Below are 24,305 nucleotides of genomic sequence, written 5' to 3' on the forward strand. Positions count from 1 at the left end.
GGCTCACGGGGCCGTCGCGCGGTCGGGCTCGGGCCGCGCGGCGGGGGCTGAGGCGAAAGCCCGGGACACCCGGACCAGCCACCGCACATCGGCGGAGAAGTCCAGGTCGCCCGCGTTCATCACCGACACCGGCAAGGCGTCGTCCACCCGGTCCGCCGTCCCGTCCCTCGCGTCCTGTCCGGGGCGCACCGCGAGGGCCGCCGTTATCCGCGCCGCCTCCCACCGCGCCCGCTCCTCGACGCTCCCCTCCGGACCCGGGGCGGGGAGCCCGGGCGAGACCTGCCCGCCCAGGGCGAGACAGCCGTCCCTGATCTCGATCACCCGTCGGTGCAGGCGGAACCGCAGGTCCCACAGGGCGAAGAGGTCACTGCGGGGAACGGGTTGCAGGGACATCTCGGGGTGGGCCCGGTACAGGGCGTACCAGAGAGGGCGCAGCCGTCGGAAGCGGCGATAGTCGGCCCACCACGCCCGTACCGCCTGTACCCGCGGGCCCCACAACGGCGCCGTCCAGCCGATGGTGTTCAGGGTCAACCCCACCGTCAGACAGGTCCGTGTGACGGTCGCCCAGTCGGACGGATCCCAACCCCGGTGCACGAGGAACACGTCCGCGAACCGTCCCAGGGAATAGACGAGGTCGAGGCACGCGCCGACCGCCGCGGTCCGCAGCCCGCGCCGTACCCAGACGTCCTCGGTCAGCCGGGCGTAGAACCAGCAGGCCTTCGCCACCACGGCCTTCCCGAGGGCGAAGGCCGTGAGGTAGACGACCTGATAGGCCACGAAGTACGGCTGTTCCCGCGGGTGCGTGAACGAGTTCCGCGGGTGTCCGTGCAGGACGGCGAACTCGAAGAGGACGGCCATCGCCACCGGCACACAGGCCAGCAGGGCCAGCCTGCGGCGAGCGCGGACGCGGGCCTCCTCCGGCGCGTGCAACCAGTGGATGAGCAACGCCTGCTGACAGGCGATCGCCGCGATGATCCACATCTGGACGGAGACGTTGTACCAGGTGACCGTGCCGAACAGCTTCCCGGTCAGGTGGGTGGGGGTGGACATGGCGAGGTACATGCCCTGGCATCCGAAGGAAGCGCACAGGGCGACGAGCGCCGGCCGCGGTCCGCGCCGAAGGACCGGCCGGAGGGTCAGGGCGAACGCCAGCCAGCAGACCAGCGCGCCCAGCGGGTAGCGGACACTGTTCACGGCCGGTCCCGGCGGCGCCAGTCGAGCGAGCCCTGGATGCGGCCGAGCACCCCGTCCGTCTCGGCGGCGGCCGTGCCGGGCTGCGAGCGCAGGCCCTCACCGAGGAGGAACGCCATCACCTCCGCCTCCCGCTCCTGGGAGTCGGAGTAGTTGTCCCGGCACAGCAGGTCCTGTACCAGCGACGGATCGAGGTCGGGGAAGAGCGTGGCCACGGCCCGGGAGTCGGCGCTCCCACTGCGGTGGTCGCACAGCATGTGCGCCAACTCGTGCGCGATGATGTGTTCTTGGTGGTGCCGGCTGGTGTGCTGCTCGTAGACGACGTAGTCCGCATCCGAGAAGGCCAGCCACAGGCCGCACGGACCGGACGCGTCCAGGGGCATGGGCAGCAGATGGATGGGCCGGCCCCGGGAGCCGCTGAGGTGATCGCACAGGGTCATGAGGTCGTAGGACTCGGGCAGCCCGAAGGAGGCCAGCCGCTGCCGGCTCTCCCGGCGTACCGCCTGGAGGTCGGACCGGCGTCGATGTCGCTGGAGGAATCGCATCGGCGGTCTACTCCCCGCCACCCGCCGCGCCGCCGGTGTCTCTGCCCTCCAGGTCGTCGCTCGTCCCGTTGCCGCGTCCCGACCGCCCGCGGGACGAGGCCGCCGAGTGCAACAGACTGACCTCGTGGATGATGCGCGCCAGATGCTTGCGACCGGAGTCGTCCATGCTCATGGCCCGCAGGGCGATGTCGCGGACCTCGGCGTTGCCCATCGCCGAGGCGATGGCGAGCTGCGCGTCGACCCGCTCGGCGGTGTCGTCGTCGAAGAAGTACGCGGCGGGCACGCGGAAGAACGCCGCCAGCGCCTCCAAGTGCCGCTTGGTGGGGTTGTCGCGCTGTCCGGTGCGCAGTTGCCAGACGTACGTCTTGGAGAACGTGCCGCCGCTCAGTCGGCTGCAGCCGCGGGCGACCTCGTCGTAGGTGTACTCCCGGCCGTTGGTGCGGATGGTCCTGAAGAGCTTGTCGACCTTGTCGGCCAAGGGGGGCATCAACACTCCTTCTGTCCGCCAGCGTGAACCAGCAGGGCGATGGCGACCAATCCTAGTTGACAGTCCCTCACCTCGCACCTACGGTCGGATCGTTAGCTGAGATGAACAAGCGGGTGTACGCCGATGGCCGTCGACAGCGGTCGGTCGGTACGGGGGCCCGATTCGGGAGGCTTGTGTGGGGACCATCTCTGTATCGGAGAACGCCGTCGCGCATCGTACGGTCGACAGCGCGCACCCCGCGCCGGACGGGCCGGGCCCACGACTGAGGCAGGCCGCCACCGACGTGCTCGCCCGCTACGCGAACGCCCTGCGGGCCGAGGGGCACCCGCTCGTGGAACTCCCGGACCTGTGGCGGGACACCCGCGTCCACGCCGCACTGGTCCTCGCGGAGTGCGCCCGCGCCCTCGACGCACCCGGCCGGGCCCAGACGCGCAGCCACCTGGACGCCGTACGGCCCGCCGAGGTGTCCTTCCACACGCTCGGCGCCCGGTGCGCCGCAGCCGAACTCGGGCTCGCCGACTGCCTGTCGGCCATGGACCGGCTCACGGACGCGCTCCTCGCGGCGCTGGACACCTCGGGCCGCGAGACGGGCGCCGCCGCGGCGGACGTCGTGCGCCGCGTGCGCGCCCGCCACACCCGCGCCGCGGCCCACGGCTACGAGACGCACCTTCGGGCGCGAGGAACCGCCCCGGGCGACGACTGCTGTGCCCGCCTGGCCCGCGATGCCCACGACCACCTGGGGGGCAGCCTCGCCCTGGCCTTCCGTCACCTGGAGCTCCACCGCCTCAAGTCCCGGACCGCGGGCGCGGACACCCCGAGCGCGGACACCCCGAGCGCGGACACGCCGGGAACGGACGCCCCGGGAACGGACCGGCACCTCAGCGCGATCCACGACGCGCTCCAGGAGGCGACCGCCCTCACACGCGGCCTGGTGACCGGACTGCGCGACGCCCGCCGCGCCACCGTTGAAGGCCTGGAGGAATCGCTGCGCCGCCACGCGGACCGGCTCAACCCGACCGGACTTCCCGTGCGGCTGACACTGGAGGGTGACGCGTCGCGGGTACCACCCGCCCACCGCCGGGAGATCGTCCTCGTCGTCGGGGAGTTCCTGCGCAACTCCTTCGCCCACGCCGATCCGCGGAACGTCACGATCGGTGTACGGATCTCACCCCACCGCGTCGAGGTTCAGGCCGTCGACGACGGGCGGGGCTTCTCCCACGACACCCCGCGCGAACACGGCGGCGGGCTGACGGCCATGCGCGAGCGGGTGACGCGGATGGGCGGGCGCTGCCTGCTGTTCAGCGCCCCGCAGGAGGGCACCCGGCTGCTGCTGTGGGTGCCGTTGACCGGCGGCCACGCGCCGCACCCGGGGGAGACATGGAACTCATTCGCATCCTGATAGCCGACGATCACACCCTGCTGCGCGACGCCCTGGCCGAACTCCTCCACGCCGAGCAGGACTTCGACGTGGTGGCCGTCGCCGGCGACGCCGCCGAGACCGTGCGGCTGGCCGCCGAACTGCGCCCCCACGTCGTGCTCCTGGACATCGAGATGCCCGGCAACGAGGACCCGGCCGCCACCGTCCGGCACCTGCTCCGGACCGCGCCGGAGGCCCGGATCATGGTGCTGACCATGCACGACGACCCCGTGCTGGTCCAGACGCTGCTGCCGCTCGGCATCCGGGGGTTCCTGCACAAGACCGTGAGCCACCAGTCGCTGGCCGGCACGGTGCGCGACGTGTGCGCCGGCGGCAGCCGGGTCACCATCTCGCTCTCCGCCCGGAGCCTGGCCCCTCCCGCACCCTCGGACACCGGACTGCTCTCGGTCCGCGAGACGCAGGTCATGGAACTCGCCGCCGGTGGACTGAGCAACTACCGCATCGCGCGCCGACTCGACATCGCCGAGGGGACCGTGAAACGCCACATGCGCAACATCTTCGACAAACTGGACGCGGGTTCCCGGGTGGAGGCGGCCAACAAGGCGGTGCAGCGCGGTCTGATCGCCCCTCCCGTGACCGCCCCTCGGGGGATACGCCATGCCCGTGCCCTGCCGGACGCCGTCGTCGGGTAGGGCCGGGCGGCGTACACCGGGCGGCGTCCTCGCGTAGCCGCACGCCGGGCCTCGGGCGCCGCACCCGGTCGCCCGGGCAACGGAGCCCGTGCGCCACGGACGGTGTCAGATGCCCATGCCGATGCCGCCACCCACGGGCAGCACCACGCCCGTCACGTACCCGGCCTGCTCCGATGCCAGGAAACGGACCGCCGCGGCGACCTCCTCGGCCGTGCCGGGCCGACCGAGCGGAGTCATGCCCATGACCTGCTTCATGCGCCGGTCGGTCAGCCCGCTCGTCATGTCCGTGTCGATGATGCCAGGGGCGACCAGGTTCACGGTGATGCCCCGGGAGCCCAGTTCCCAGGCGAGCGAGCGGGCGAAGCCCAGCAACGCGGTCTTCGCCGCCGCGTAGTTGGTCTGCCCCGGGGAGCCCAGGAACCCCAGTGCGGACGAGACCAGCACGATCCGACCCCGGCGGGCCGCCAGCATGCCGCTCGCGGCGGCCCGCACGGTACGGAACACGCCCTTCAGGTTCGTCTCCAGCACCTCGTCGAACGTCGCGTCGTCCATGCGCAACAGCAGGGTGTCCCGGGTGATGCCGGCGTTGGCCACCAACACCTCCACGGGCCCCTGCTCCTGCGCGACGGCGGCGAAGGCGGCCCTGACCGATGCGTCGTCCGTGACGTCGCAACGCACCCCCCACAGCCCTTCCGGGGGCGTACCGGTCCGGTGGCCGACCGCCACCCGATCGCCGTCGGCGGCCAGGGCCCGGGCCACGGCCAGCCCGATCCCCCTGTTGCCGCCGGTGATGAAGACGGAACGTGACATGTGTTTCTCTCCTTACGGGGACACCGGGCGCTCGCCCGATGTCGTGAACGGCGCGAAGGTCATCGCGCCGGGGACTCCACCAGCAGGCACGACCAGGTGAAGCCGGCCCCCGCGCTGAACACGAGGGCGCTGGACCCGGGCGCGGGCAGGCCACGCGCCACCAACTCGGCGAGACCCGCGAGCGCGTCGCCCGCGCCCAGATGCCCGGTCTCCCGACCGAGGTCGAGCAGGTGCGCCCCGCCCACCTGCTCCGCCAGCACCGGGATCCACGCCTCGGCCAGCGTCTTGGCACCGAACCGGGGCAGCACGACATGGGTCAGGCGCGGGTCGCGCCCGTCCATGCCCCCGTCGGCCAGCGCCTGCGAGACGATCGTGCGGATGGCCCGGCGGTTGGAGGAGGTGAACGGCAGCACTCCGTGGGTGCGCAGGTAGGCCCGTTTGGTGGCGCGCATGTCGACCCGGTCGCGATGCCCTCGGGCCACCTGGGAGAAGGGGTCCGCGCCGCGGTGCATCTCCTCCAGCAGCGGGTCCGCGACCATCGCGATCGACCGCAGCAACAGCACGTCGTCGTCGGCGGCCGGACGGCGCAGCAGCACGGCCGTACCGGCGTCCCCGTACGCCACTCCGAAGTCGCTCGCCCAGCGGTCGAAACCGGGCTCGGCGAAGCGGTCTCCCGTGGTCACCAGGCCCAGCCGCGGCCGTGCCGAGGCGTCCGGGGCCGACGAGGCGAGCCACGCCATCACCAGCCCCATGGCGGCGGCGCCGCCGTTGCACACCTGCTGGATGCCGATCGGCAGGGCCCGCAGGGCATCGAGACGGCGGGCCACGTAGTGGGCGGGCGACCACAGGTCGTGCCCCTGGTGGTACATCCACGCATGCGCCAGTACATCCAGTCCGTCACCCGTCAGGCCCGCCGCGTCCATCACCCCGCGAGCCGCGAGGACCGCCGCGTCCGGCGGGGCCACCGCCCCCGCGTCCGGGACGCTCTCGTGCCCCAGGGCCCTCGCGTCGCTGCGGCGCAACCGCCCCGAGGCGACCGCCTCCGAGGCGAGCGAGCGCCCCTCGGGCAACCACAGCCCGGCCGTCACAATGCCCACCGGTTCGGTCGGTCTCATCGCCCCCACCACCTGTCCGCACATCGGATCGTCTTCATCGTCGGAAGGCTCGGGCGCCCCGATGAAAGCGCGGGCAAAAGGCGACCGAGACCGCCGCCCCCGGTGCGGATCACCCCCAAGCAGGCACGGCACGGGCCCCGGCGGAGGCACCACCCATGTCACTTTCGGAGTGCTTGCCGCTGCCCCCGGACCTGGGATTGGCTGGTTCAGGCCGGATCGGGAACACATGGACGTTCCCGATCAGGCCTCCCACGACCCATGAATCGAAGGGCCATCAGATGAGTGACATCGCGATATCCGCGGACCGGCGCGCCCAGGTACGGGCCATCGTCGCGGACGTCCTCGAAGTGGACGCGGACGCCCTGACCGACGAGAGCAGCTTCGCCGAGGACTTCGACGCGGACTCGCTGCTGATCATCGAGATCTTCTCGCGCTTCGAACGCGACCTCGGCATCCGGATCCCGCAGGAGGACCTCACCGAGCTCGACGAACTGCCCAGCGCCTACCGCCTGGTCGAGAAGCACGGCACTCCGGAGGCGCTGGGTGTCTGACGAGGCCTCCGGCACCGGGCGCCGCGTCGTGGTCACCGGGCTCGGCGCGGTGAGCAGCCTCGGACTCGGCGCCCGCGCGGTCACCGCCGCGATCCGGGCCGGGCGCAGCGGCATCGGCCCGATCGGACAGTTCGACGGCACGGGCTTCGAACGGACCCTCGCCGGCGAAGTGCGCGGCTTCCACGCGGAGATGCACCTGCGGGGTACCGATCCCGCGCGGTGGGGGCGCAGCGGTCGCTTCGCCGCCGCGGCGGCGCGGATGGCGGTCGCGGACGCCGGGGTGCATCCGGCGGCGCTGTCCGCGGGACGCACCGCGAGCTGCTTCGGAACGACCAACGGCGAGTCACAGGTGATGGAGGGCCTGACCCGTCAGTGGGTGGACGACGGCCTCGCCGCGCTCGATCCGATGCTCGCCGGTCGGGCTGACGGGGGCCGGATCGCCGCCGCCGTCAGCGCCGAGCTCGACCTGAGCGGCGAATCCGTCACCTTCGGGACCGCCTGCGCCGCCGGCAACTACGCCATCGGATACGGCTTCGACCTGATCCGCACCGGAGAGGCGGACGCCGTACTGTGCGGCGGATCCGACGCCTCCAACCGGGCCACCCACGCCGGATTCCATCGTCTCGGGGCTCTGGCCGCCGACGTCCCGCGTCCCTTCGACGAGCACCGCGACGGCATCGTCACCGCGGAGGGCGCGGCGGCCCTGCTCCTGGAGCCCCTCGACACGGCGCTGGCGCGCGGCGCCCGGATCTACGCCGAGGTCCTCGGCTACGGCATGACCTGCGACGCCCGCCACATGACCAACCCGGACGCCGCGTCGATCGCCGAGTGCGTCCGGCGCGCCCACCACCACGCCGGCATCAAGCCCGGCGACGTGGACTACATCTGCGCACACGGCACCGGCACCAAGGCCAACGACTCCACGGAGACGGCCGCCGTGCGCGAGGTGTTCACCGACGGTCCGCCGCCGATCAGCTCGATCAAGTCCATGCTCGGGCACACGATGGGAGCGGCAGCCGCCTTCGGCGCCCTGGTGTGCTGTGCCGCCCTGTCCGAGGGGTTCCTCCCGCCGAGCGCCACGCTCCGCCGGGTGGATCCGGCGCTCGGACCCGACCTCGACTGCGTCCAGGGGCGGGCCCGGGCCGCCCGGCCGCGCATCGTGCAGAACCACGGTTTCGCCTTCGGCGGGAACAACGCCGTCACCATCCTCGGAGAGTTCACCGCATGAGCATCGTGGACGACCAACAGCGTCCGGCCGTCACCTCGCGGACGGTGGTTCCCATGGCACTGGACACCGCCGGGGTGATCAGCGCCGCCGGCGTGGGACTGCGACCGCTCGCCGACGCCCTGCGGCGGGGCGGCGCGGACGGCGGTGAACCGCCCGCCGCCGGCGAGGCGGAGAGCTATCCGCCCCTCACCCTGCGTCCGGCGGACTTCGAGGCAGCCGACCTCCTCGGGGCCAAGGGACTGAACCGGCTGACACGGGCCGAACACCTGGGCATGGCCGCCTGCGCCGTGGCCCTCGAACCCGTCCCCGACCGGTCCGGGACCGGCGTGGTCCTCGGCAGCGCCGTCGGCAGCAGCGCCGGCGTCGGCCGCTTCACCCGGGACAGCTTCGTCCAGGAACGCCCGTACATGGTGAACCCGTCGGCCTTCCCGGGCACCCTCATGAATTCGGTGGCAGGCCGCACGGCCATCCGCCACGGCCTCACCGACGCGAACACCACCGTCTCCGGGGGACCGATGGCCTCGCTGCACGCACTGCGGTTCGCCCGGAACACCCTGTTGGCCGGCCACGCACGCCGGCTGCTGGCCGGTGGAGTGGAGGAACTGTCGCCCCAGAGCGCCTGGGCCTGGCACCGGGCCGCAGCGCTCGCACCGGGCACCGCACTCGGCGAGGGCGCCGCGGTGTTCGCCCTGCGGACCGACCCGGACGGTGCCACCGGCGAGGGCCCCCTCGCCCTCGTCATGGCCGTCGAGACCGGCTTCGCCGCGGCCGGGCCCCTCGCCGTGAGCCGCCGCCTCGCCATATGCGTACGGAACGCACTCGCCCGCAGCGGGGTCGGCGCCGCCGAAGTCGCCGTGGTGGCACCCGGTGCGGCCGGCCGGCGAGGCTGGGCGGCCGTCGAGGAACGCGCCCTGCGTGCGGCGCTCGACGGCCCTGACGGCCTCGCCCGCCGGCACCTCCTGCGGGTGCAGGAGGTGCTCGGCGAGACCCACGCGGCGAGCGCCGCCCTCCAGGTCGCCGCCGTGGTCGCCCGCTGGCACGACCCCCACCTCGACACCCGCAGCGAACGGGCCGCCCTCGTCACCTCCGTCGGAGCGGACGGCTCGGTCGGCTGCGCCGTCCTGCTGCACCCGCACGCGGGCACCTGAGGCTCCCCGCTCCCGACCCACCACCCGCGAACCACCACACGTAAGGACATCCCCTCCCCATGCGTTACCGCTATCTCGGCCGCACCGGCCTCCAGGTCTCCGAGCTCTCCTTCGGGGCGGCCACCCTCGGCAACCCCGGTGCGTTCGGCGGACTGCCCGGCGCGAACTGGTCCCAGTTCGGCGTCAACGCGGGCGACGACGCCGTCCGCCTCGTCCACGCCTGCCACGACGCGGGCGTCAACTTCTTCGACACCGCCGATGTCTACCGGGACGGCGAGTGCGAGGAACTGCTCGGCCTGGCCCTGAAGGACCGCCGCGACAAAGCCGTCATCGCCACCAAGGCCCGCTTCCGCACCGACCCCGACGACATCAACGCCGCCGGCTCCTCCCGCCACCACCTGGTGCGCGCCGTCGAGGCGAGCCTGCGCCGTCTCGGCACCGACTACATCGACGTGCTCTACCTCCACGGCACCGACCCGCGAACCTCCCTGGAGGAGACCCTCGGGGCCCTCGACGACCTGGTGCGCGCCGGGAAGCTGCGCTACATCGGCTGCTCGAACTTCCCCGGCTGGCAGCTGATGAAGGCACTCGACATCTCCGACCGGCGCAACCTCACCCGCTTCTCCGCCTACCAGGGCTACTACAACCTGGGAGCACGCGAACTGGAGCACGAGATCGTGCCCGCCGCCGCCGACCAGGGCGTGGGCATCACCGTGTGGAGCCCGCTCGCGGGCGGATTCTTCAGCGGGAAGTACCGGCGCGGCCAGGACGTCTCCGCAGACTTCCGTCTGGCACACGAGGGCCCCGCGTCCATCGCCCCGCTCACCGACCGCGAGCAGGCCTACGACGTGGTCGAGGTGCTCGACGGCATCGCCCGCGAACGCGGTGTCTCCATCGCCCAGGTCGCCCTCAACTGGGTGCTCGCCAAGCCCGCCGTGACGTCCGTGGTCTTCGGCGCCAGCCGCCCGGGCCAGCTCCGGGACAACCTCGGCACCGTCGAGTGGGAACTCACCACCGAGGAACGGGAGCGCCTCGACGCGGCGAGCGACCGGCCCGCCCCCTACCCGTACTGGCACATGCGCGCGATTGCCGGCGACCGGGACCTGCCCGGAGACATCCGGCCCTGACCGCGGCCGCGCCCGCCCTCCCACAGTTCCGCCGAAGTCCACCCCCCAGGAGCACACCCGTGCCCATTGCCGTCATCGCCCTGTCCCTCAGCGGTTTCGCCATCGGAGTCGCCGAGTTCATCATCGCGGGGATCCTCCCCGACATCGGAGCGGACCTCGCCGTCTCCATCCCCACCGCGGGACTCCTGGTGTCCGGGTACGCGCTCGGCGTCGTCATCGGTGCCCCCGGCCTCACCGTCCTGTGCGCCCGCACCGAACGCAGGACCCTGCTGATCCGGCTCATGCTGGTCTTCCTCGCCGGAACGATCCTGTCCGCCCTCGCCCCCACCTACGGGCTCCTCATGGCGGGCCGGGTGCTCTCGGCCCTCGCCCACGGCGCGTTCTTCGGTGTCGCCATGGTGGTCGCCTCCGACCTCGTCCCCGTGGACCGCAAGGGCCGCGCCGTGTCGATGGTCGCCGCGGGCCTCACCCTCTCCACCATCCTCGGCGTCCCGGCGGGCACCTTCATCGGCCAGCACTTCGGCTGGCGCTGGGCCTTCTGGATGGTCGCCCTCTTCGCCGCCGTGGGCCTGGCGGGCATCGCCTCCCTCGTGCCCCGGACCCCGGCGCCCGAGGGCACCGGGCTGCGCTCCGAACTCAAGGTGCTTCGCCGCCCGCAGGTGCTGCTCGTCCTGCTCACCACCGTGCTCGGCTTCGGCGGCGTCATGACCTCGTACACCTACATCGCCGAAATGGTCACCGGGGTCACCGGCTTCACCGACGACGCCGTCACCCTGATCATGGTGCTGTTCGGAGTCGGCATGTTCGTCGGCAACCTGATCAGCGGCCGGCTCGCGGACCGCGCCCCCAGGGCCGCCATGTGCGGCGCGCTGGCGCTGCTCACCCTCGTGCTCGGAGCGTTCACCTTCACGGTGCACGACAAGGCGGCCACCTGCGTGACCGTGTTCCTCTTCGGCGCGGCCACCTTCGCCACCATCTCCCCGCTCCAGATGCGGATCATGGCCAAGGCCGACGGCGCCCCCACGCTCGCCTCGGCGTCCAACATCGCCGCCTTCAACCTCGCCAACGCCGCCGGCCCGCTGCTCGGCGGCAGGATCATCGACGCCGGCTTCGGCTACCCGGCCCTCAACTGGGCCGGTGCCCTCGTCACCCTCGTCGGACTTCTCCTCGCCGGGCTGGGCGTGGTCGCGGAGCGCAAGGAGCACGCCACCACGGCCACCACGCCTGCCGCCGGCTCACCGAGCGGCAGCGCCGCCGCGCACTGAACGCCCCCAACAAGAAAGGAAGCCACCGTGGAAGCCCCCCTCCTCGACGCACCCGTCAGCTCCACCACACCCGTCGTCCCCGCCTACGACCGCACCGTGTCCCGCGCGCTCGTCCACCGCTGGGCCCTGTCCGAGGTGTTCCTCACCGACTCCATCGCCACAGGCGAGGGCACCTTCACCGCCGCCGCACAACTGCCCCTCTCCCACGGATACTTCCGCGACCACGTACCGGGCCGTGACTTCCACGACCCGCTGCTCGTCCTGGAGAGCTGCCGCCAGGCGGTCACCTACGGGTCGCACCTCCACGAGGAGGTGCCCCGCGACACGACGTTCATGGTCACGTCCTGGACGCTCGACATCACCGAACCCGAAGCCCTCCGATGCGGTGAACGCCCCGGGGAACTGCGCATGGAGGCACAGGTCACCCACCGCGGACGGCGCGGCGGACGGCTGCGCCGGCTGGCCTTCGCCATGGACCTCACGCTCGACGGCCGCACCCTGGGCCGCCTCACCATGGACACCAACTGCACCCCCACCGACCAGTACCACGCCCTGCGCCGCATGCAGCGCGGCACCACCGTCCCCACGGCGTTCACCCTGCCCGCCGATCCGGACGGAGCCCCGGTCACCCCGACCCGGGTACGCCGACTCGACCCCTCGAACAGCGTCCTCGACGCCGTACACCAGGAACCGGGCACCCTCACCGCCCGCCTGAGCCCCCGTACGTACCGCAACCGCAGCATGTACGACCACCCCTACGACCATGTCCCGGCGATGGTCTTCAGCGAGGCGGCACGCCAGTGCGCCCTGCTGCTCGCCGCGGAGGACACCTCCACCACCGAGGACAGCTCCCCCTCCACGCCGGAGGCGGAATCCGGACGCGTACTGCGACTCCACGGTCGTTTCCTGAAGTTCGCCGAACTGGACGAGCCCGTGCGTCTCACCGCCGCAGGCGAGGAAGACGGCAGCCGACAGGCCTTCCGGTTGAGCGCGGTCCAGCAGGACGAGACGGTCGCCGAGGTACGCGTGGCGCTGGGCTGAGCCCTCCGCCCCGGCCACCGCCACCCGTCTCCCTCTCCGCCTTCCCCACCTCACTCCCTCCCTTCCTTCCTGCTCTTCTCGCCCACTCGCCCACTCGCCCACTTGCCCCCGGAGTCTTCCGTGACCACGGCACTGCCGACGACCACGCACGCCGTCGCGTTCTTCGACGTCGACGAGACGCTCACCACCGTCAAGACCATGTTCGACTTCTACGACTTCTTCCTGAATGCCGTCGGGCACACACCGCAGGAACAGCAACGCCTCCGCCAGGACGCTCGCGACCTGCTGCGCCCCGGCCTGCCCCGGGAAGAGGGCAACCGGCTCTTCTACCGACGATTCGCCGGCTACCGCGCCGAGCGGACGCAGGCGGCAGGACGGGCGTGGTTCGCACAACATCTGCGCCACGGAGGCTTCTTCCACCGGGACGTCCTCGAAGCGCTCACGACCCATCGGGAGCGCGGGCTGGCCACGGTCCTGGTCTCCGGCTCCTTCGCCGCCGCCCTGGACCCCGTGGCCGCCCACGTCGGCGCCGACGTGGTGCTGTGCACGCGCCCGGAGATCCAGGACGGGACCTACACCGGGGAAGTACTGACGACGATGATCGGCGACGCGAAGACCCGGGCCGCCCGGGAACTGCTGGCCGAGCGGGCGATAGCCCCCGAGAACTGTCACGCCTACGGCGACCACGTCTCCGACCTGGGACTCCTCCGGCTCGTCGGCCACCCGGTCGTCGTCGGCGACCACCCGGACCTGCTGGAAGAGGCCGGCCGAAGCGGCTGGCACCACCTGACCGGCATCCCGGCCTGACGCCCACCCACCACCCCGCGCCACCACCCCGCGCCACGACCCCGATCGGCTCGCGCTGTGGTCGGAGACAACACCCGCGCACAGCGGCACGGGCGGTGGCGCCCGTGCCGGCCGTCCTTGTACCAAGCTGCGGCTGACCGGGGGCAGGCTCTTGACGGAGAGCTTCCTGTGGGGGGCCGGGGACCTCGGCGCCGGTTGGGACGCCTACACCTCCATCACCGCTGCCGGGCGGACGTTGTTGCGAAGGCTGGAGGAGCTGGGCGACCAGGCCAACGAGGCCCTGCTTGCCCCGCTGACCCCGGCCGAACGAGAGCAACTGGGCGCGCTGCTCACCCGCCTGATCGCGGAAGAGGCGGAGGGGGTGCGATAGGCGGACCGGGCGGACGAGGCCGGGAGGGGATGGCGCGAGTCCGGCCGGTGCTTAGCGTCTCCGGCTGGTGCTCAGAGCCTCCGGCCGGTGCTCAGCGGCTCCGGCCGGTCGTCGCGAGATCCAGCACGCGTGTCAGCCGGAAGGCGAAGTACGCCGCCGATGCCGCCGCGACGATGTTCAGTGCCGCTGCCGCCATCCCCAGGTTCACCGCGTCGAGGAGCGAGTCGAGGTCCTCGGCACGCCGGTAGCCCGTGTTCGCGTACCAGCCGAGCAGGACCGAGCCCGTGAAGGAGCCCCACCAGAGGTTCACCGGCCAGAAGGAGACGTCGGCCTGGCTCGCGGACGGTGTCGCCCGGGTGCCGGCGCTCCACATGTCCACGGCGATGCGGTACGGCATCCAGAGGCCGGCCACGGGTACGAACCAGGATCCGATCGCCCAGCCCGGTCCCCTCCCGAACCGGTCAGGGGCCAGTGCGCCGGCGTTGCGGCGCATCCGGTGGAACCAGGTGATGAAGACGGCCGCACACGCCGCGAGCCCGACCACGTGGATCTGGTCGTAGACCAGGAACAAGTGGTCGGCCTGGTCCAGCCGGTCCTCGGAGACGAAGGAGAAGCCCCCGTCCGTCTCCACATCGGCGTGCAGTCGCGCCCCGACGTAGAGGGAGAAGAGGTCCCCGACGGCAACGGCCGCCAGCACGACGCACAAGCCCGCGAGCAGCCCCCGCGAAGTGCCGGGCGTTCGCCCGGGAATGGGCGGGCGGGGGCGCAGGGCGCCGGAAGAGGACATGACGGTGGAACCCCCACGGGCAGGAGTGGAAATGGCCCGCAGATGTGCGTGCAGAGGGAAAGTACGCCAGAGCGGTCCCGTCCGTCCATGAGGAATCCCCCGGTCCGGTCCCCCGGGGGCGGAGGAACCTGACTCCGAACTGCCGAACTGCCGGACAGCCTCAACGGGCCGTGTACGGCCCGTGCACGGGTCTTCGGCGCCTCACCCCGCCGTGCCCCGGCAGCCGACCGCGCTTGCACCCGACCACTCCGGCGCCCGGGTCCGGGCACTCGCCGACCCGGCGCCTCCCACGGCACGGCCGGCGCGCCGTATGGACCGGATCGGGCGGACCCGTGCCGGCGCGCGAGGCCGACTGCTCAGGCGGTCTTGAGTACGCCTACTCATGATCCGCGCGCCGGTCGCTCCCTATCGTGACCCTCATGGACACGGACCGGACACCCCCGAGTACCACCCCTGCCTTGGACAGGCCGCGGGGACTCAACGGCTGCGCCGTCGCCGTCGTCATCCTCACCGGCCTCGTCCTTCTGGCTGCCTGGGCACTGGCCGAGTTCGAGAAAGGCCTCGACGGATACGGCCAGTTGGAGCAGAGCGGCCCTTCCGGACACGTGGCGGACCCGCTCGGCCCCGGCGCGACCGCGCGGTACGAGGACGGCCTGAAGGTGACCGTCAGCCGACCGCGCCCGGAGCCCGACGGCTCCTACCGCCTCACGGTGACCTACGAGAACGACACCGACGAGGAGCTGCGCCCCGGCGGGGAGACGTCGGACGACGGCGCGTCCGAATACGGCCCCGCGCCCCTGGTGGTCCGCGCGGGCAAGTCGCTCGACGACCACGCCTCCGGATACGGCGTGACCTGGTTGAACCGGCGGGAGGCCGCCGCCGCCCTCATGCCGCCGTTGGGCACGGAGAAGAAGCGAACCGTTCCGGTCCGCGTCAAGCCGAGCGTGAAGGGGATCCCGGTCACGGTGGAAGTCGACCCGCCGACCGCCGACTTCCGGGAGACGGCCCACTTCCAGCTCACCCTGGACTGATCGACGGATACCGAGGCGGCGGCCCACGCATGTGGCTTCGCCGGGGTCGAGGCAACCGGCGAGAGCACGCACGACCCGCGGGCCGTGGGCGCCGACCCGCAGGCCGCGTACCCGCTACACCGCCGGCCGGGACGCCGCCCTGATCATGCGCCTGGGCCCGATGCTGTCCGACCGCGCGCTCGACCGCATCCTCGCCGCCAACCTCCGCCGCCGCCAACCTCCGCCGCCACCAACCCAAGTGAGCCGCCGGCGGCAACCGGGTCGAGTCTCCGCGGCGGGGGTGCGAGGCCCGCCGCCGTGCCCGCGGTGTCGACGTCATACGGCGTTGAGCGACGGCGCGTGACGTTCATAGCGGACGGAATAGGTGATTCCGGAGGGGCGTGATCACAGATGTGCGTTTTCGGTCAGGATTGGACCGGTGACTCTGCGTGAGGCGGGTCGTTCGGGTGTTCCTCGCGCCCCCTGTCCTCCCTTGCCCCACCTGTCCCGCGTTCGAGCCCGACCGGCAGGAATTCACGCGGCCGTACCCCGGGTAGGGCGAAAGATTTCCCGAGTTGCCCCCACAGTGACGCAAAAGAAGTCCGAAACTGACAGGGTTGCTTTGACTCCTGATCGGTGGGTCGGTGAATGTCGGTCACATGTCCGAAACATCCCGAGCCGCCGCCGGTGGCCCCATGCGTGTGCGCGACTTCCGGCTGCTGCTCGCGGGAGCCGCCACCGGGCAGCTCGGTGCCCAGGTGACGCTCGTGGCACTGCCCCTCGTGGCCGTCCTCGAACTCGACGCCCCCGCCTTCCAGGTGGGCCTCCTGACCGCCGCGGAGACCGCTGCCTTCCTGCTCGTCGGGCTGCCCGCCGGGGCGCTCGTCGACCGCATGCGCAAACGGTCCCTGATGATCCGCGCGGACCTGGTCCGCGCCGTGGCCATGGCGAGCATCCCCGCCGCCGCGCTCGCCGACGCCCTGACCATGGCCCAGCTCTACGTCGTCGCGCTCGTGATCGGCGTGGCGACCGTGTTCTTCGATGTCGCCCATCAGAGCTACCTGCCGCAGATCCTGCCCCGCGACCAACTCGTGGCCGGCAACGGCGCGCTGGAGACGGTCCGTTCCACCGCCCAGGTGACCGGACCTGGCCTCGGCGGCGGACTGGTCCAGCTCGTCGGAGCGCACCTCGCCGTCGTCGCCGACGCCATCGGCTACCTGCTCTCCGCCCTGTTCCTCCTGCGCGTCAAGCAGCCCGAGGAAACACCCGAGCCCGTCGCCGGGGCCTCCCTGCGCAAGGAGATCGCCGAAGGCGTCCGCTTCGTCTTCGGTCATCCGCTGCTCCGGGTCATCGCCCTCACCACCGGCCTCGCCAACCTCTGCACCGCCGTCCTCATGGCGACACAGACCGTGCACCTCGTCCGCGTGGTCGGACTGGAGCCCGGCGGGCTCGGTCTGGTGCTGTCCGCCTCCGCCGTCGGAGGGCTGCTGGGCGCCCTGTGCGCCGGACGCCTCGCCGCCCGGCTGGGGCAGGCCCGGGTCATCCTCCTGTCCGTCCTGGTGACCGGCCCGTTCGCCCTGCTGTGGCCGCTGTCCGGGCACGGTGCCTCCGGGGCGGCCCTCTTCGCCGCCGGATCGGCGGTCGTCTTCTTCGGTGCCGTCGTCTACAACATCGCCCAGGTCAGCTTCCGCCAGGGGCTGTGCCCACCACGCCTGCTCGGCCGCATGAACGCCACCCTGCGCTTCCTCATGTGGGGCACCCTGCCGCTCGGCGCGCTCATCGGCGGCGCCCTCGCCCAGTCCTACGGGTCACGCACGGCACTCGCCTGGTGTGCCGTCGGCATCCTTGCCGTACCGCTGCCCCTGCTGTTCTCCCCGCTGCGCCGGATGCGGGACCTCCCCGGCCCGCAGGACGACGCCCCGCAGGACGACGCCCCGCAGACCCCCGGTCCGCAGGACGACGCCCAGCAGGACGACGCCCGCGCCGGTGCCGCGGACGGGGCGACGCGGGAGAACACCGCCGCCGACCGCGACGAACGCCCGGCCCCCGCACCCACCGGCTGACCACCCGTACCGCGCGCGGGGACCACCCGCGCCGCCACACCCTTCCGCGCGCCCCCGCCCGCGGCCCCGACAGAGAGAACCACGTGCTCAGCATCACGAGTCAGTACCTGGCCCGATACCGGCGTCTCACCGCCGCCGGCGACCGGTCCGACGTCCTGCTGCCCGTCACCGGAGCACAGCGCCGCTTCCTCCTGGTGCGTTCGCTGGACCCGTCGGGCCGTCCCGACCTGGTGCCGATGTTCTTCGCCTTCCCGTACGGAACCATCGACCTCGAACGCCTGCGGGCAGCGGCCCACCGGCTCGCCGCACGGCACACCGCCCTGCGCTCGCGGCCCGCCGTCGTGCGCGGCACTCCCGTCCTGCGCGTCGCCGACCCGGACGTCGACGTGACCCGGCCGGCCCCGATGCCGGGGGAGCGGCCCGCCGACACGCTCCGGCGCGCGCTGGCCTCCTGGGACGCGCAGGGTTCCCCCCTGCGGCTCTTCCTCGTACGCGACGAGGAGCGCGAGGAGGACGTCCTCGCCATCGTCTTGGACCACGCCGTCTGCGACGGCCGTTCGCTGGCGCGGATCGTCGACGAACTCGGCGCCGCGTACGGCGAGGAGACCACCGCGTCCCTGGTCGCACCGGGGGATACGGATGCCGAGCTCGCCGCCTACCGGGACACGGTCCTGCGGCAACTCGCCGCCGAGGAAAGGGCGGAGACGCCCGAGGCGGCCGCGTACTGGGCGGACCGGCTGCGTTCGCTCCAGGCCCACGCCCCGTCACCCCGTCCGGCACGCGTACCAGACGGCGCGCCGTCCAGCGGTGTCGCGCAGATCCGGCTGCCCGCACACGACGGCGGCGTACCGTTCCCCGGACTGCTCGACGCCTGCCGCGCCGCGGCCCGCGAGCTGTACGGCCCGGACCTCCTCATCCCGCTCGGCTACCCGTGGGGCGGCCGTCCCCCGGGGGCGGAGCCGGTCATCGGCTGCTTCCTCAACACCGTCGTCTTCCCCGCCGACACCGGACACGCACCCGACCCGGAGGCGACGGCCGACGCGTGGTGGGACGACCTCGACCGGGCCGACGTACCCTTCGACGCGGTCGTGACCGCCGTGCGGGCCGCCGGCTCGGGCTGGACCGGCGGCCTCGACGGACTGCTCACCGTGGACGACGACAGCCGTCGCCCGCCCCTCGAACTCGCCGGTGTCGAGGGACGGGAGGTCCACGTCGACGGCAGACCCGTCCGCGGTCCCTTCGCCGTCTCCGTCACCCAGGGAGCGGAGATCCGCCTGCGGATGGTGTGGGACCGCGCGGTGCTCGACGACGACACCGCACGCCGGGCGTTCGACGCGCTCACCCACGCGCTGCGCCCCGCCCCGCACACCGCGGTCTGACCCCGGCCGCCACCCCGGCCCCCGCAGCCCGCACCGCCCCGCAGCCCGCACCGCCCCGGAGCCCGCACCGCCCGCATCACCGCGCGTCCCGCTCCGCCGCGCGCCCCGAGTTTCCCCCCATGGCATCCCCCCACGCCCGAAACGGCACCGCGCGACCCGCGAAGCCGCCCGCACGACCACCGGACACAACCGTGACCGGCACCGGAAACCGACCCGACAACCTCAGGGATCGCCCATGCTTCCCCTCTCCTCCTCGCAGGAGATCGTCTGGCTGCACGAACAGATGCAGCCCGGCAGTCGCGCCTACAACTTCACCGCCGCGCTGGACCTGTGGGGCCCGCTCGACGCCGAGGCGCTGCGGCGGGGACTCGCCGCCACCCTGGCACGCCACCCCGGCCTGCGCCTCGAACTCGTCGCCTCCGCCGGGTCCGTCCCGGGGCAGCGGGTCGCGCCGACGTGTTCGCCGAGGCTGCGCACCATCGACCTCGGTACGGAGAAGGACCCCGAGGCGGCGTTCGCCGATCTCCTGCGCGCCGAGGCCGAGACACCGCTCGACACCTTCGAGGCACCGCTGATCCGCTGGACGCTCGTACGGCTGGCCGAGCGCCACCACCGGCTGGTCCACGTCGAGCACCACCTGATCCACGACGGCCACTCCTTCGCGATCCTGCTCGACGACGTCTTCCGCGTCTACCGCGCGCACGTCCTCGGCGAGACCCTGGAACTCCCGCCCGCCTCGTCGTACGCGGACCACGTCCGGGCCCGCGCCGAAGCCGCGTACGCCCCCGAATCGCTGGACTTCTGGCGGACCGAACTCGCCGACCAGCCCCACGACCTGCCGCTGCCCGGTCTCGCCCGCCCCGGTGCCCGTCGCCGCCACAACGGCGGCCAACTGCGCCAGACGATCGGCGCCGATCTCGCCGAACGCCTGCGCGGCCACACCCGCTCGCGCGGTCTCACCCCGTTCGCCACGCTGCTGGGGCTGTTCGCCGAACTCCTGCGCCGGCACAGCGGCCGGTCCCGGATGGTCATCGGCACCGCCGTCGGCAACCGGCCCCTCGGTTACGAGGACGCCGTGGGCATGTTCGTCAACACCATCCCGCTGCCGCTCGCCCTGGACGGAGCCGTCTGCGCCCAGGAGACCATGTACGACGTCACCGACACCCTCATCCGGGCCCTGCCGCACCAGGACGTGCCGGTCCAGGAGCTGACCCGGGCGCTCGGCATGCACACCTCCGGCGCCGACAACCCGCTGTTCTCCGTCATGTTCAGCGCCCACGACGCACCGCTGCCCGAGATCGAGGTACCCGGTCTCGACATCACCCTCTTCGAGGGGTTCAACACGGGCACCACCCGCTTCGACCTCGACGTGGTGCTGCTCCCCGACGACCGGCGCGGCGTCACCCCGCGCCACGGCGCGCCCGGCATGACCCTGGTCTGGGACTACGACGCCGACCTCTTCGGCGAGGACGTCGCCCGCCTGATCTCCGGCCGCTTCCTGGACCTGCTGCGCGCCTATCTCGACAGCCCCGAGATCCCGCTGGCCGACCTGGCGCCGACCGCCGTGGAACCGGCCGCCGAGCCCGTGCCCGTGCCGACCGACCGCGACCCGCTGGACCCCGTGGCCGCGCACCACCCGTCGCTGCCCGCCCTGCTGTGCGGCGCGCGCCGGCTCACCTACGGCGAACTCGACGACCGCGTCGGCTCGCTCGCCGAGCGGCTCCGCGCCGCCGGCGTGACGCCCGGCCGGCCGGTGGCCGCGGTCCTGCCCAGGGGCACCGACTCGGTCGTCGCCCTCCTCGCGTGCCTGCGGACCGGCGCCGTCTACTGCCCGCTGTCCCCCTCCGACCCGCCGGCCCGCCTCGGACTGCTGCTGGAGCGCCTCGCCCCGGCCCTGGTCCTCACCGGTGACAGCGCCCCGGCCCTGCCGCAAGGACTGCCGATCGCCCGGATCGACGCCCCGGTCCTGCCCCCCGCGCGCGAGGCCGCCGTACTTCCCGACACCGCGTACGTCATCCACACCTCCGGCTCCACCGGCACGCCCAAGCCCGTCGCCGTCGGCCACGCGGCGCTGACGCACCACATGACGGCGGCCGCCGACCGGTTCGGCCTCGTCACCTCGGACCGGGTCCTGATGTTCGCCCAGCCGTCGTTCGACGTCGCCCTGGAGGAGGTGCTCCCGACCCTGCACGCCGGGGCGTGCCTGGTCCTGCCCGAGCACGAGGTGCCCACGGGCGCGGAACTCGCCGGACTGCTCGCGTCCGCCCGGGTCACCGTCGCCAACCTGCCCACCAGCTACTTCCTCGCCACCCGCGAGGACCTGCGTCCCGCGCTGCGCGACGAGAGCTGGACGCCGAGGCTCCTGGTCCTCGGCGGCGAACGCCTTCCCGCGGAGGCCCTGCGCGGAGTCCTCGCCGACACCGACGCCACCGTGCTCAACGTGTACGGCGTCACGGAGGCGGCCATCAGCTCCACCGTCCACGAGATCTCCCGCGACGCCCTCGCCGAGGGCGCCGAGATCCCCCTGGGCACCGAGCTCCCGGGCGAGCGGGTCCTCGTCCTGGACGCCCACCACCGTCCGCTGCCGGCCGGCGCCGTCGGTGAACTCGCCGTCGCCGGACCCGGTCTCGCCGAGGGATACCCGGGCAACGCCGAGGTGACGGCCGCCCGGTTCGTCACCGTCGACGCACTCGACGGGGAGCGCGTCTACCTCACCGGCGACCTCGGCTACCGCGGTCTCGACGGGCTGCTGTACTTCCTCGGGCGACGTGACAACCAGATCAAGCTGCGCGGTCACCGCATCGAGCTGGAGGAGATCGAGGCCGCGGCGTCCGCGGTGCTCGGCGGCCGGTCCTGCGCCGTCGTACTGGACCGGGAGACCGCGGGCGGGCCCAGGCTCGTCGGCTTCCTCGAAGACGGCGCCGACGGTACGGACTTCGACGGGAAGGCGCTGCACGCCGAGCTGAGCCTGCGCCTGCCCGGCCCGCTCGTACCCGCCCGGTGGGCACGGCTGGAAACCATGCCGACCCTCCCCGGTGGCAAGCCCGACCGTACGGCGCTGTCCCGCCGCGCGGCGGCGCTCGACCCCGAGGACACCGTGACGTCCGAGCCCGAGGCCGGTTCCGAAGCCGGTTCCGAGCCCGGTTCCGGGACCGCCGCCGTGTCCGACGACCCGATGACGGCGTTGCTCGCGGAAGGCTGGCGCGAGGTCCTCGGCCACAGCCGTTTCGACGCCCGCTCCCACTTCTTCCACAGCGGGGGCCACTCCCTGCTCGCCGCCGAACTGGCCGCCTGGCTGGAGCCCCGGTTGGGCACGCGCCCGCCGCTGAAGGTGCTCTTCCGCAACCCCGTGCTCGCCGACCAGGCCGAGGCCCTCGCCACCACCACCCTTTCCACGGAGTCGTGATGACCCAGTCCCCGACCCTTCCGGTCGCCCCCGCCACGCCCGTCGACACCGACCCCGCCACCGCGCACGGCGCCGGTACCGCGCCGAGCGTCGCCCACGGCCCCGCCGCCGAACCGACCGGCGTGCTCGCCCGCTTCGAGGACCGGGCCCGGCGGGACCCGCAGGCCCCGGCCGTGATCGACGGAGCGCGGATCCGGACGTACCAGGACCTCGACGCGGCGGCCGCGCGGGTCGTCGCCGCCCTGGGCGACCGGGTACGCCCCGGTGACCTGGTCGGCGTCTGCCTCGACCGCTCGACCGCCCTGGTGGTCACCGCCGTCGCGCTCGCCCGGCTCGGCGCCGTCTACCTGCCGCTCGGCCCCCGCCCCGGCGAACGCCGCACCCGGGCCGTCACCGAGGACCTCGACGTCGCCTGCCTCATCGGCGACCCCGCCGTCCTGCCCGAGGAACACCGGAGCGGGGAGCACGCCCCCCTGCCGCTGCCCACCGACGGCGTCAACGCCCCCGCCGCCGCGGTGGCCGCCTTCACCGGCTCCGGCCGCGGCACCCGGCGCGCACCCGAAGGCGCCCTGTACGCCGTCCTCACCTCCGGTTCCACCGGCCGCCCCAAGGCGGTCGCCGTGGCCGAGACCTCGCTGTCCGTCGCCCTGGACTGGTACCGGGCCGAGACCGGCCTGGCACCGGGCGACCGGCAGTCCCTGCTCATCGGCGTCGCGTTCGACCCGCACCTGCTGGAACTGTGGGCCGGCCTCACCTCGGGCGCCGCCCTCGTCCCGGCCCCGGACGACACCCGCTGGGACTCGCACGTGCTCACCGACTGGTGGCGCGACACCGGCCTCACCCACGCCGTGGCGGCCACCCCCACCATCGAACCGCTCCTGGACCGGCCGTGGCCGCAGGACCTGAAGCTGCGTCACCTCGTCGTCGGCGGCGACCGCATGCGCCGCCGCCCCGGCGCCGACGTCACCGCCACCGTCCACAACGCCTACGGTCCCGCGGAAGCCACCGTCGTCACCACCACCCACGCCATGCGCGGCACCGACCCGGAGGCCGGCGACCTGACCCCGCCGCCCATCGGCACCGCCCTGCCGGGCGTCACCCTCGTCGTCACCGACGACGAGGGCCGCCCCGTCGCCCGCGGGCAGGACGGTGAACTGCGCGTCGGCGGCCACTGCCTGGCGCTCGGCTACCTCGACCCCGGACTCACCGCCGAGCGGTTCGTCGAGCACCCCGCCGCCGGCCGGCTCTACCGCACCGGCGACCGGGTGCGGATGAACGCCGACGGCAGCCTGGACTTCCTCGGCCGCCTCGACGACCAGGTGAAGATCAGCGGGGTGCGGATCGAACCCGCCGAGGTGGAAGCCGCCTTCGAGCAGGACCACCGGGTGCGCAGCGCCGTCGTCACCGTGCTGCGCGACACCTCCGGCCACAGTCGCCTCGTCGCCCACGTACGGCCCGCCGAAGGCGCCGAACCCGCGACCGGGGACCTCCTCGCCGCGGTTCGTGCCTGGCTCCCCGAGCAGGCCGTCCCCGCCGCCGTGCGGATCGTCGACGGCTACCCGCTCGACGCCAACGGCAAGGTGGACCGGGCCGCCCTGGCGGCCCAGGCCCCGGACCCCGTGCCGTCCCGGACCGCCGGCACGGACGACCTCGCCGACGCCACCGCCACCGAGCGGCTCGTGCTGACGACCGTGCGCGACCTCCTCGGCCGCCCCGGCACCCGCCTCGGCGACCACTTCACCGACGCCGGCGGCACCTCCGTCGTCGCCGCACGGCTGCTGGCGATCGTCGAACGCGAGACCGGAGTACGCCCGCGCGCCCACGAGCTGCTCCTCAGCACCGACCTGAGGGCCTTCGCCGCCCTCCTCGACCAGCGCCGGACCCCGCGCCCGGAAGGAGCCTGAC

General features: G+C 73.2%; 21 protein-coding genes. 15 read left to right on the forward strand and 6 right to left on the reverse strand.

The genetic code is table 11. From position 1 onward, the window contains the following. Nucleotides 1–3: 3 nt before the first annotated feature. From ACQEVM_RS35650 to ACQEVM_RS35660, 3 genes are read right to left on the reverse strand one after another with little or no spacing between them, the layout of a single operon-like run. Nucleotides 4–1,194 (reverse strand): MAB_1171c family putative transporter, encoded by a 1,191-nt coding sequence (locus tag ACQEVM_RS35650; protein ID WP_433086361.1) that lies wholly within the window; start codon nucleotides 1,192–1,194, stop codon nucleotides 4–6. Then, nucleotides 1,191–1,736: a toxin gene (locus ACQEVM_RS35655; RefSeq protein ID WP_433086363.1), complete on the reverse strand. Its 546-nt coding sequence runs from the start codon at nucleotides 1,734–1,736 to the stop codon at nucleotides 1,191–1,193. Before ACQEVM_RS35655 ends, ACQEVM_RS35650 begins: the two co-directional genes overlap by 4 nt. 7 nt (nucleotides 1,737–1,743) lie before the next feature. Next, nucleotides 1,744–2,223, reverse strand: coding sequence for an XRE family transcriptional regulator (locus ACQEVM_RS35660; protein WP_433086365.1), 480 nt, complete (start codon nucleotides 2,221–2,223; stop codon nucleotides 1,744–1,746). A 175-nt stretch (nucleotides 2,224–2,398) separates the two neighbouring features. Here ACQEVM_RS35660 and ACQEVM_RS35665 point away from each other — a divergent pair, with 175 nt between their 5' ends. Next, nucleotides 2,399–3,622: a sensor histidine kinase gene (locus tag ACQEVM_RS35665; RefSeq protein ID WP_433086367.1), complete on the forward strand. Its 1,224-nt coding sequence runs from the start codon at nucleotides 2,399–2,401 to the stop codon at nucleotides 3,620–3,622. Further along, nucleotides 3,601–4,293, forward strand: a complete 693-nt coding sequence (locus ACQEVM_RS35670; RefSeq protein ID WP_433086369.1) for a response regulator — start codon at nucleotides 3,601–3,603, stop codon at nucleotides 4,291–4,293. The genes ACQEVM_RS35665 and ACQEVM_RS35670 overlap by 22 nt, the downstream gene beginning before the upstream one ends. Before the next feature lie 105 nt (nucleotides 4,294–4,398). On the opposite strand, the gene ACQEVM_RS35675 is transcribed toward ACQEVM_RS35670, so the two are convergent. Both ACQEVM_RS35675 and ACQEVM_RS35680 read right to left on the reverse strand, forming a co-directional pair. Further along, the gene (locus tag ACQEVM_RS35675; RefSeq protein ID WP_433086370.1) at nucleotides 4,399–5,103 is read right to left on the reverse strand and encodes an SDR family oxidoreductase; all 705 of its coding nucleotides are present in this window, start codon (nucleotides 5,101–5,103) and stop codon (nucleotides 4,399–4,401) included. 59 nt (nucleotides 5,104–5,162) lie between these two features. Continuing rightward, a complete protein-coding gene (locus ACQEVM_RS35680) occupies nucleotides 5,163–6,218 on the reverse strand; it encodes a ketoacyl-ACP synthase III family protein (RefSeq protein WP_433086372.1) in 1,056 nt (351 codons plus the stop codon). A gap of 278 nt (nucleotides 6,219–6,496) precedes the next feature. On the opposite strand from ACQEVM_RS35680, the gene ACQEVM_RS35685 reads away from it, so the two are divergent. From ACQEVM_RS35685 to ACQEVM_RS35720, 8 genes are all read left to right on the forward strand, one after another. Beyond that, nucleotides 6,497–6,769, forward strand: a complete 273-nt coding sequence (locus ACQEVM_RS35685; RefSeq protein ID WP_433086374.1) for an acyl carrier protein — start codon at nucleotides 6,497–6,499, stop codon at nucleotides 6,767–6,769. Then, nucleotides 6,762–7,997 carry a beta-ketoacyl-[acyl-carrier-protein] synthase family protein gene (locus ACQEVM_RS35690; RefSeq protein WP_433086376.1) on the forward strand — a complete coding sequence of 412 codons (1,236 nt, stop codon included), beginning with the start codon at nucleotides 6,762–6,764 and terminating at the stop codon, nucleotides 7,995–7,997. Before ACQEVM_RS35685 ends, ACQEVM_RS35690 begins: the two co-directional genes overlap by 8 nt. Then, nucleotides 7,994–9,145, forward strand: coding sequence for a beta-ketoacyl synthase N-terminal-like domain-containing protein (locus ACQEVM_RS35695; protein ID WP_433086378.1), 1,152 nt, complete (start codon nucleotides 7,994–7,996; stop codon nucleotides 9,143–9,145). The genes ACQEVM_RS35690 and ACQEVM_RS35695 overlap by 4 nt, the downstream gene beginning before the upstream one ends. A 59-nt stretch (nucleotides 9,146–9,204) precedes the next feature. Continuing rightward, nucleotides 9,205–10,272 carry an aldo/keto reductase gene (locus ACQEVM_RS35700; RefSeq protein WP_433086380.1) on the forward strand — a complete coding sequence of 356 codons (1,068 nt, stop codon included), beginning with the start codon at nucleotides 9,205–9,207 and terminating at the stop codon, nucleotides 10,270–10,272. Between the two features lie 59 nt (nucleotides 10,273–10,331). Then, nucleotides 10,332–11,537: an MFS transporter gene (locus tag ACQEVM_RS35705; protein WP_433086382.1), complete on the forward strand. Its 1,206-nt coding sequence runs from the start codon at nucleotides 10,332–10,334 to the stop codon at nucleotides 11,535–11,537. 27 nt (nucleotides 11,538–11,564) lie between these two features. Next, entirely contained in the window at nucleotides 11,565–12,578 is a 1,014-nt protein-coding gene (locus ACQEVM_RS35710; RefSeq protein ID WP_433086384.1) for an AfsA-related hotdog domain-containing protein, read from the forward strand. Between the two features lie 120 nt (nucleotides 12,579–12,698). Continuing rightward, complete coding sequence (locus ACQEVM_RS35715) at nucleotides 12,699–13,385, forward strand: HAD family hydrolase (RefSeq protein WP_433086386.1); 687 nt, start codon at nucleotides 12,699–12,701, stop codon at nucleotides 13,383–13,385. A 151-nt stretch (nucleotides 13,386–13,536) separates the two neighbouring features. Further along, a complete protein-coding gene (locus ACQEVM_RS35720; protein ID WP_433086388.1) occupies nucleotides 13,537–13,755 on the forward strand; it encodes a hypothetical protein in 219 nt (72 codons plus the stop codon). 91 nt (nucleotides 13,756–13,846) lie between these two features. Here ACQEVM_RS35720 and ACQEVM_RS35725 read toward each other — a convergent pair whose 3' ends face one another. After that, nucleotides 13,847–14,542 carry a DUF4328 domain-containing protein gene (locus ACQEVM_RS35725; RefSeq protein ID WP_433086390.1) on the reverse strand — a complete coding sequence of 232 codons (696 nt, stop codon included), beginning with the start codon at nucleotides 14,540–14,542 and terminating at the stop codon, nucleotides 13,847–13,849. Between the two features lie 458 nt (nucleotides 14,543–15,000). Here ACQEVM_RS35725 and ACQEVM_RS35730 point away from each other — a divergent pair, with 458 nt between their 5' ends. The 5 genes from ACQEVM_RS35730 (at nucleotide 15,001) to ACQEVM_RS35750 (ending at nucleotide 24,304) form a co-directional block, all read left to right on the forward strand. Further along, on the forward strand, nucleotides 15,001–15,573 hold the full coding sequence (locus tag ACQEVM_RS35730; RefSeq protein ID WP_433086392.1) for a hypothetical protein: 573 nt from the start codon (nucleotides 15,001–15,003) through the stop codon (nucleotides 15,571–15,573). A gap of 638 nt (nucleotides 15,574–16,211) precedes the next feature. Next, nucleotides 16,212–17,615 carry an MFS transporter gene (locus ACQEVM_RS35735; protein ID WP_433086394.1) on the forward strand — a complete coding sequence of 468 codons (1,404 nt, stop codon included), beginning with the start codon at nucleotides 16,212–16,214 and terminating at the stop codon, nucleotides 17,613–17,615. Nucleotides 17,616–17,698: 83 nt separating this feature from the next. Continuing rightward, nucleotides 17,699–18,994 carry a condensation domain-containing protein gene (locus ACQEVM_RS35740; RefSeq protein WP_433086396.1) on the forward strand — a complete coding sequence of 432 codons (1,296 nt, stop codon included), beginning with the start codon at nucleotides 17,699–17,701 and terminating at the stop codon, nucleotides 18,992–18,994. A 235-nt stretch (nucleotides 18,995–19,229) separates the two neighbouring features. Beyond that, nucleotides 19,230–22,400 carry a non-ribosomal peptide synthetase gene (locus ACQEVM_RS35745; RefSeq protein ID WP_433086398.1) on the forward strand — a complete coding sequence of 1,057 codons (3,171 nt, stop codon included), beginning with the start codon at nucleotides 19,230–19,232 and terminating at the stop codon, nucleotides 22,398–22,400. Beyond that, complete coding sequence (locus ACQEVM_RS35750; protein ID WP_433086400.1) at nucleotides 22,400–24,304, forward strand: non-ribosomal peptide synthetase; 1,905 nt, start codon at nucleotides 22,400–22,402, stop codon at nucleotides 24,302–24,304. Before ACQEVM_RS35745 ends, ACQEVM_RS35750 begins: the two co-directional genes overlap by 1 nt. The last annotated feature ends 1 nt before the right edge of the window (nucleotide 24,305 follow it).

Origin of the sequence: Streptomyces sp. CA-243310, assembly GCF_050936775.1 — a bacterium.
Taxonomy (GTDB): Bacteria; Actinomycetota; Actinomycetes; order Streptomycetales; family Streptomycetaceae; genus Streptomyces.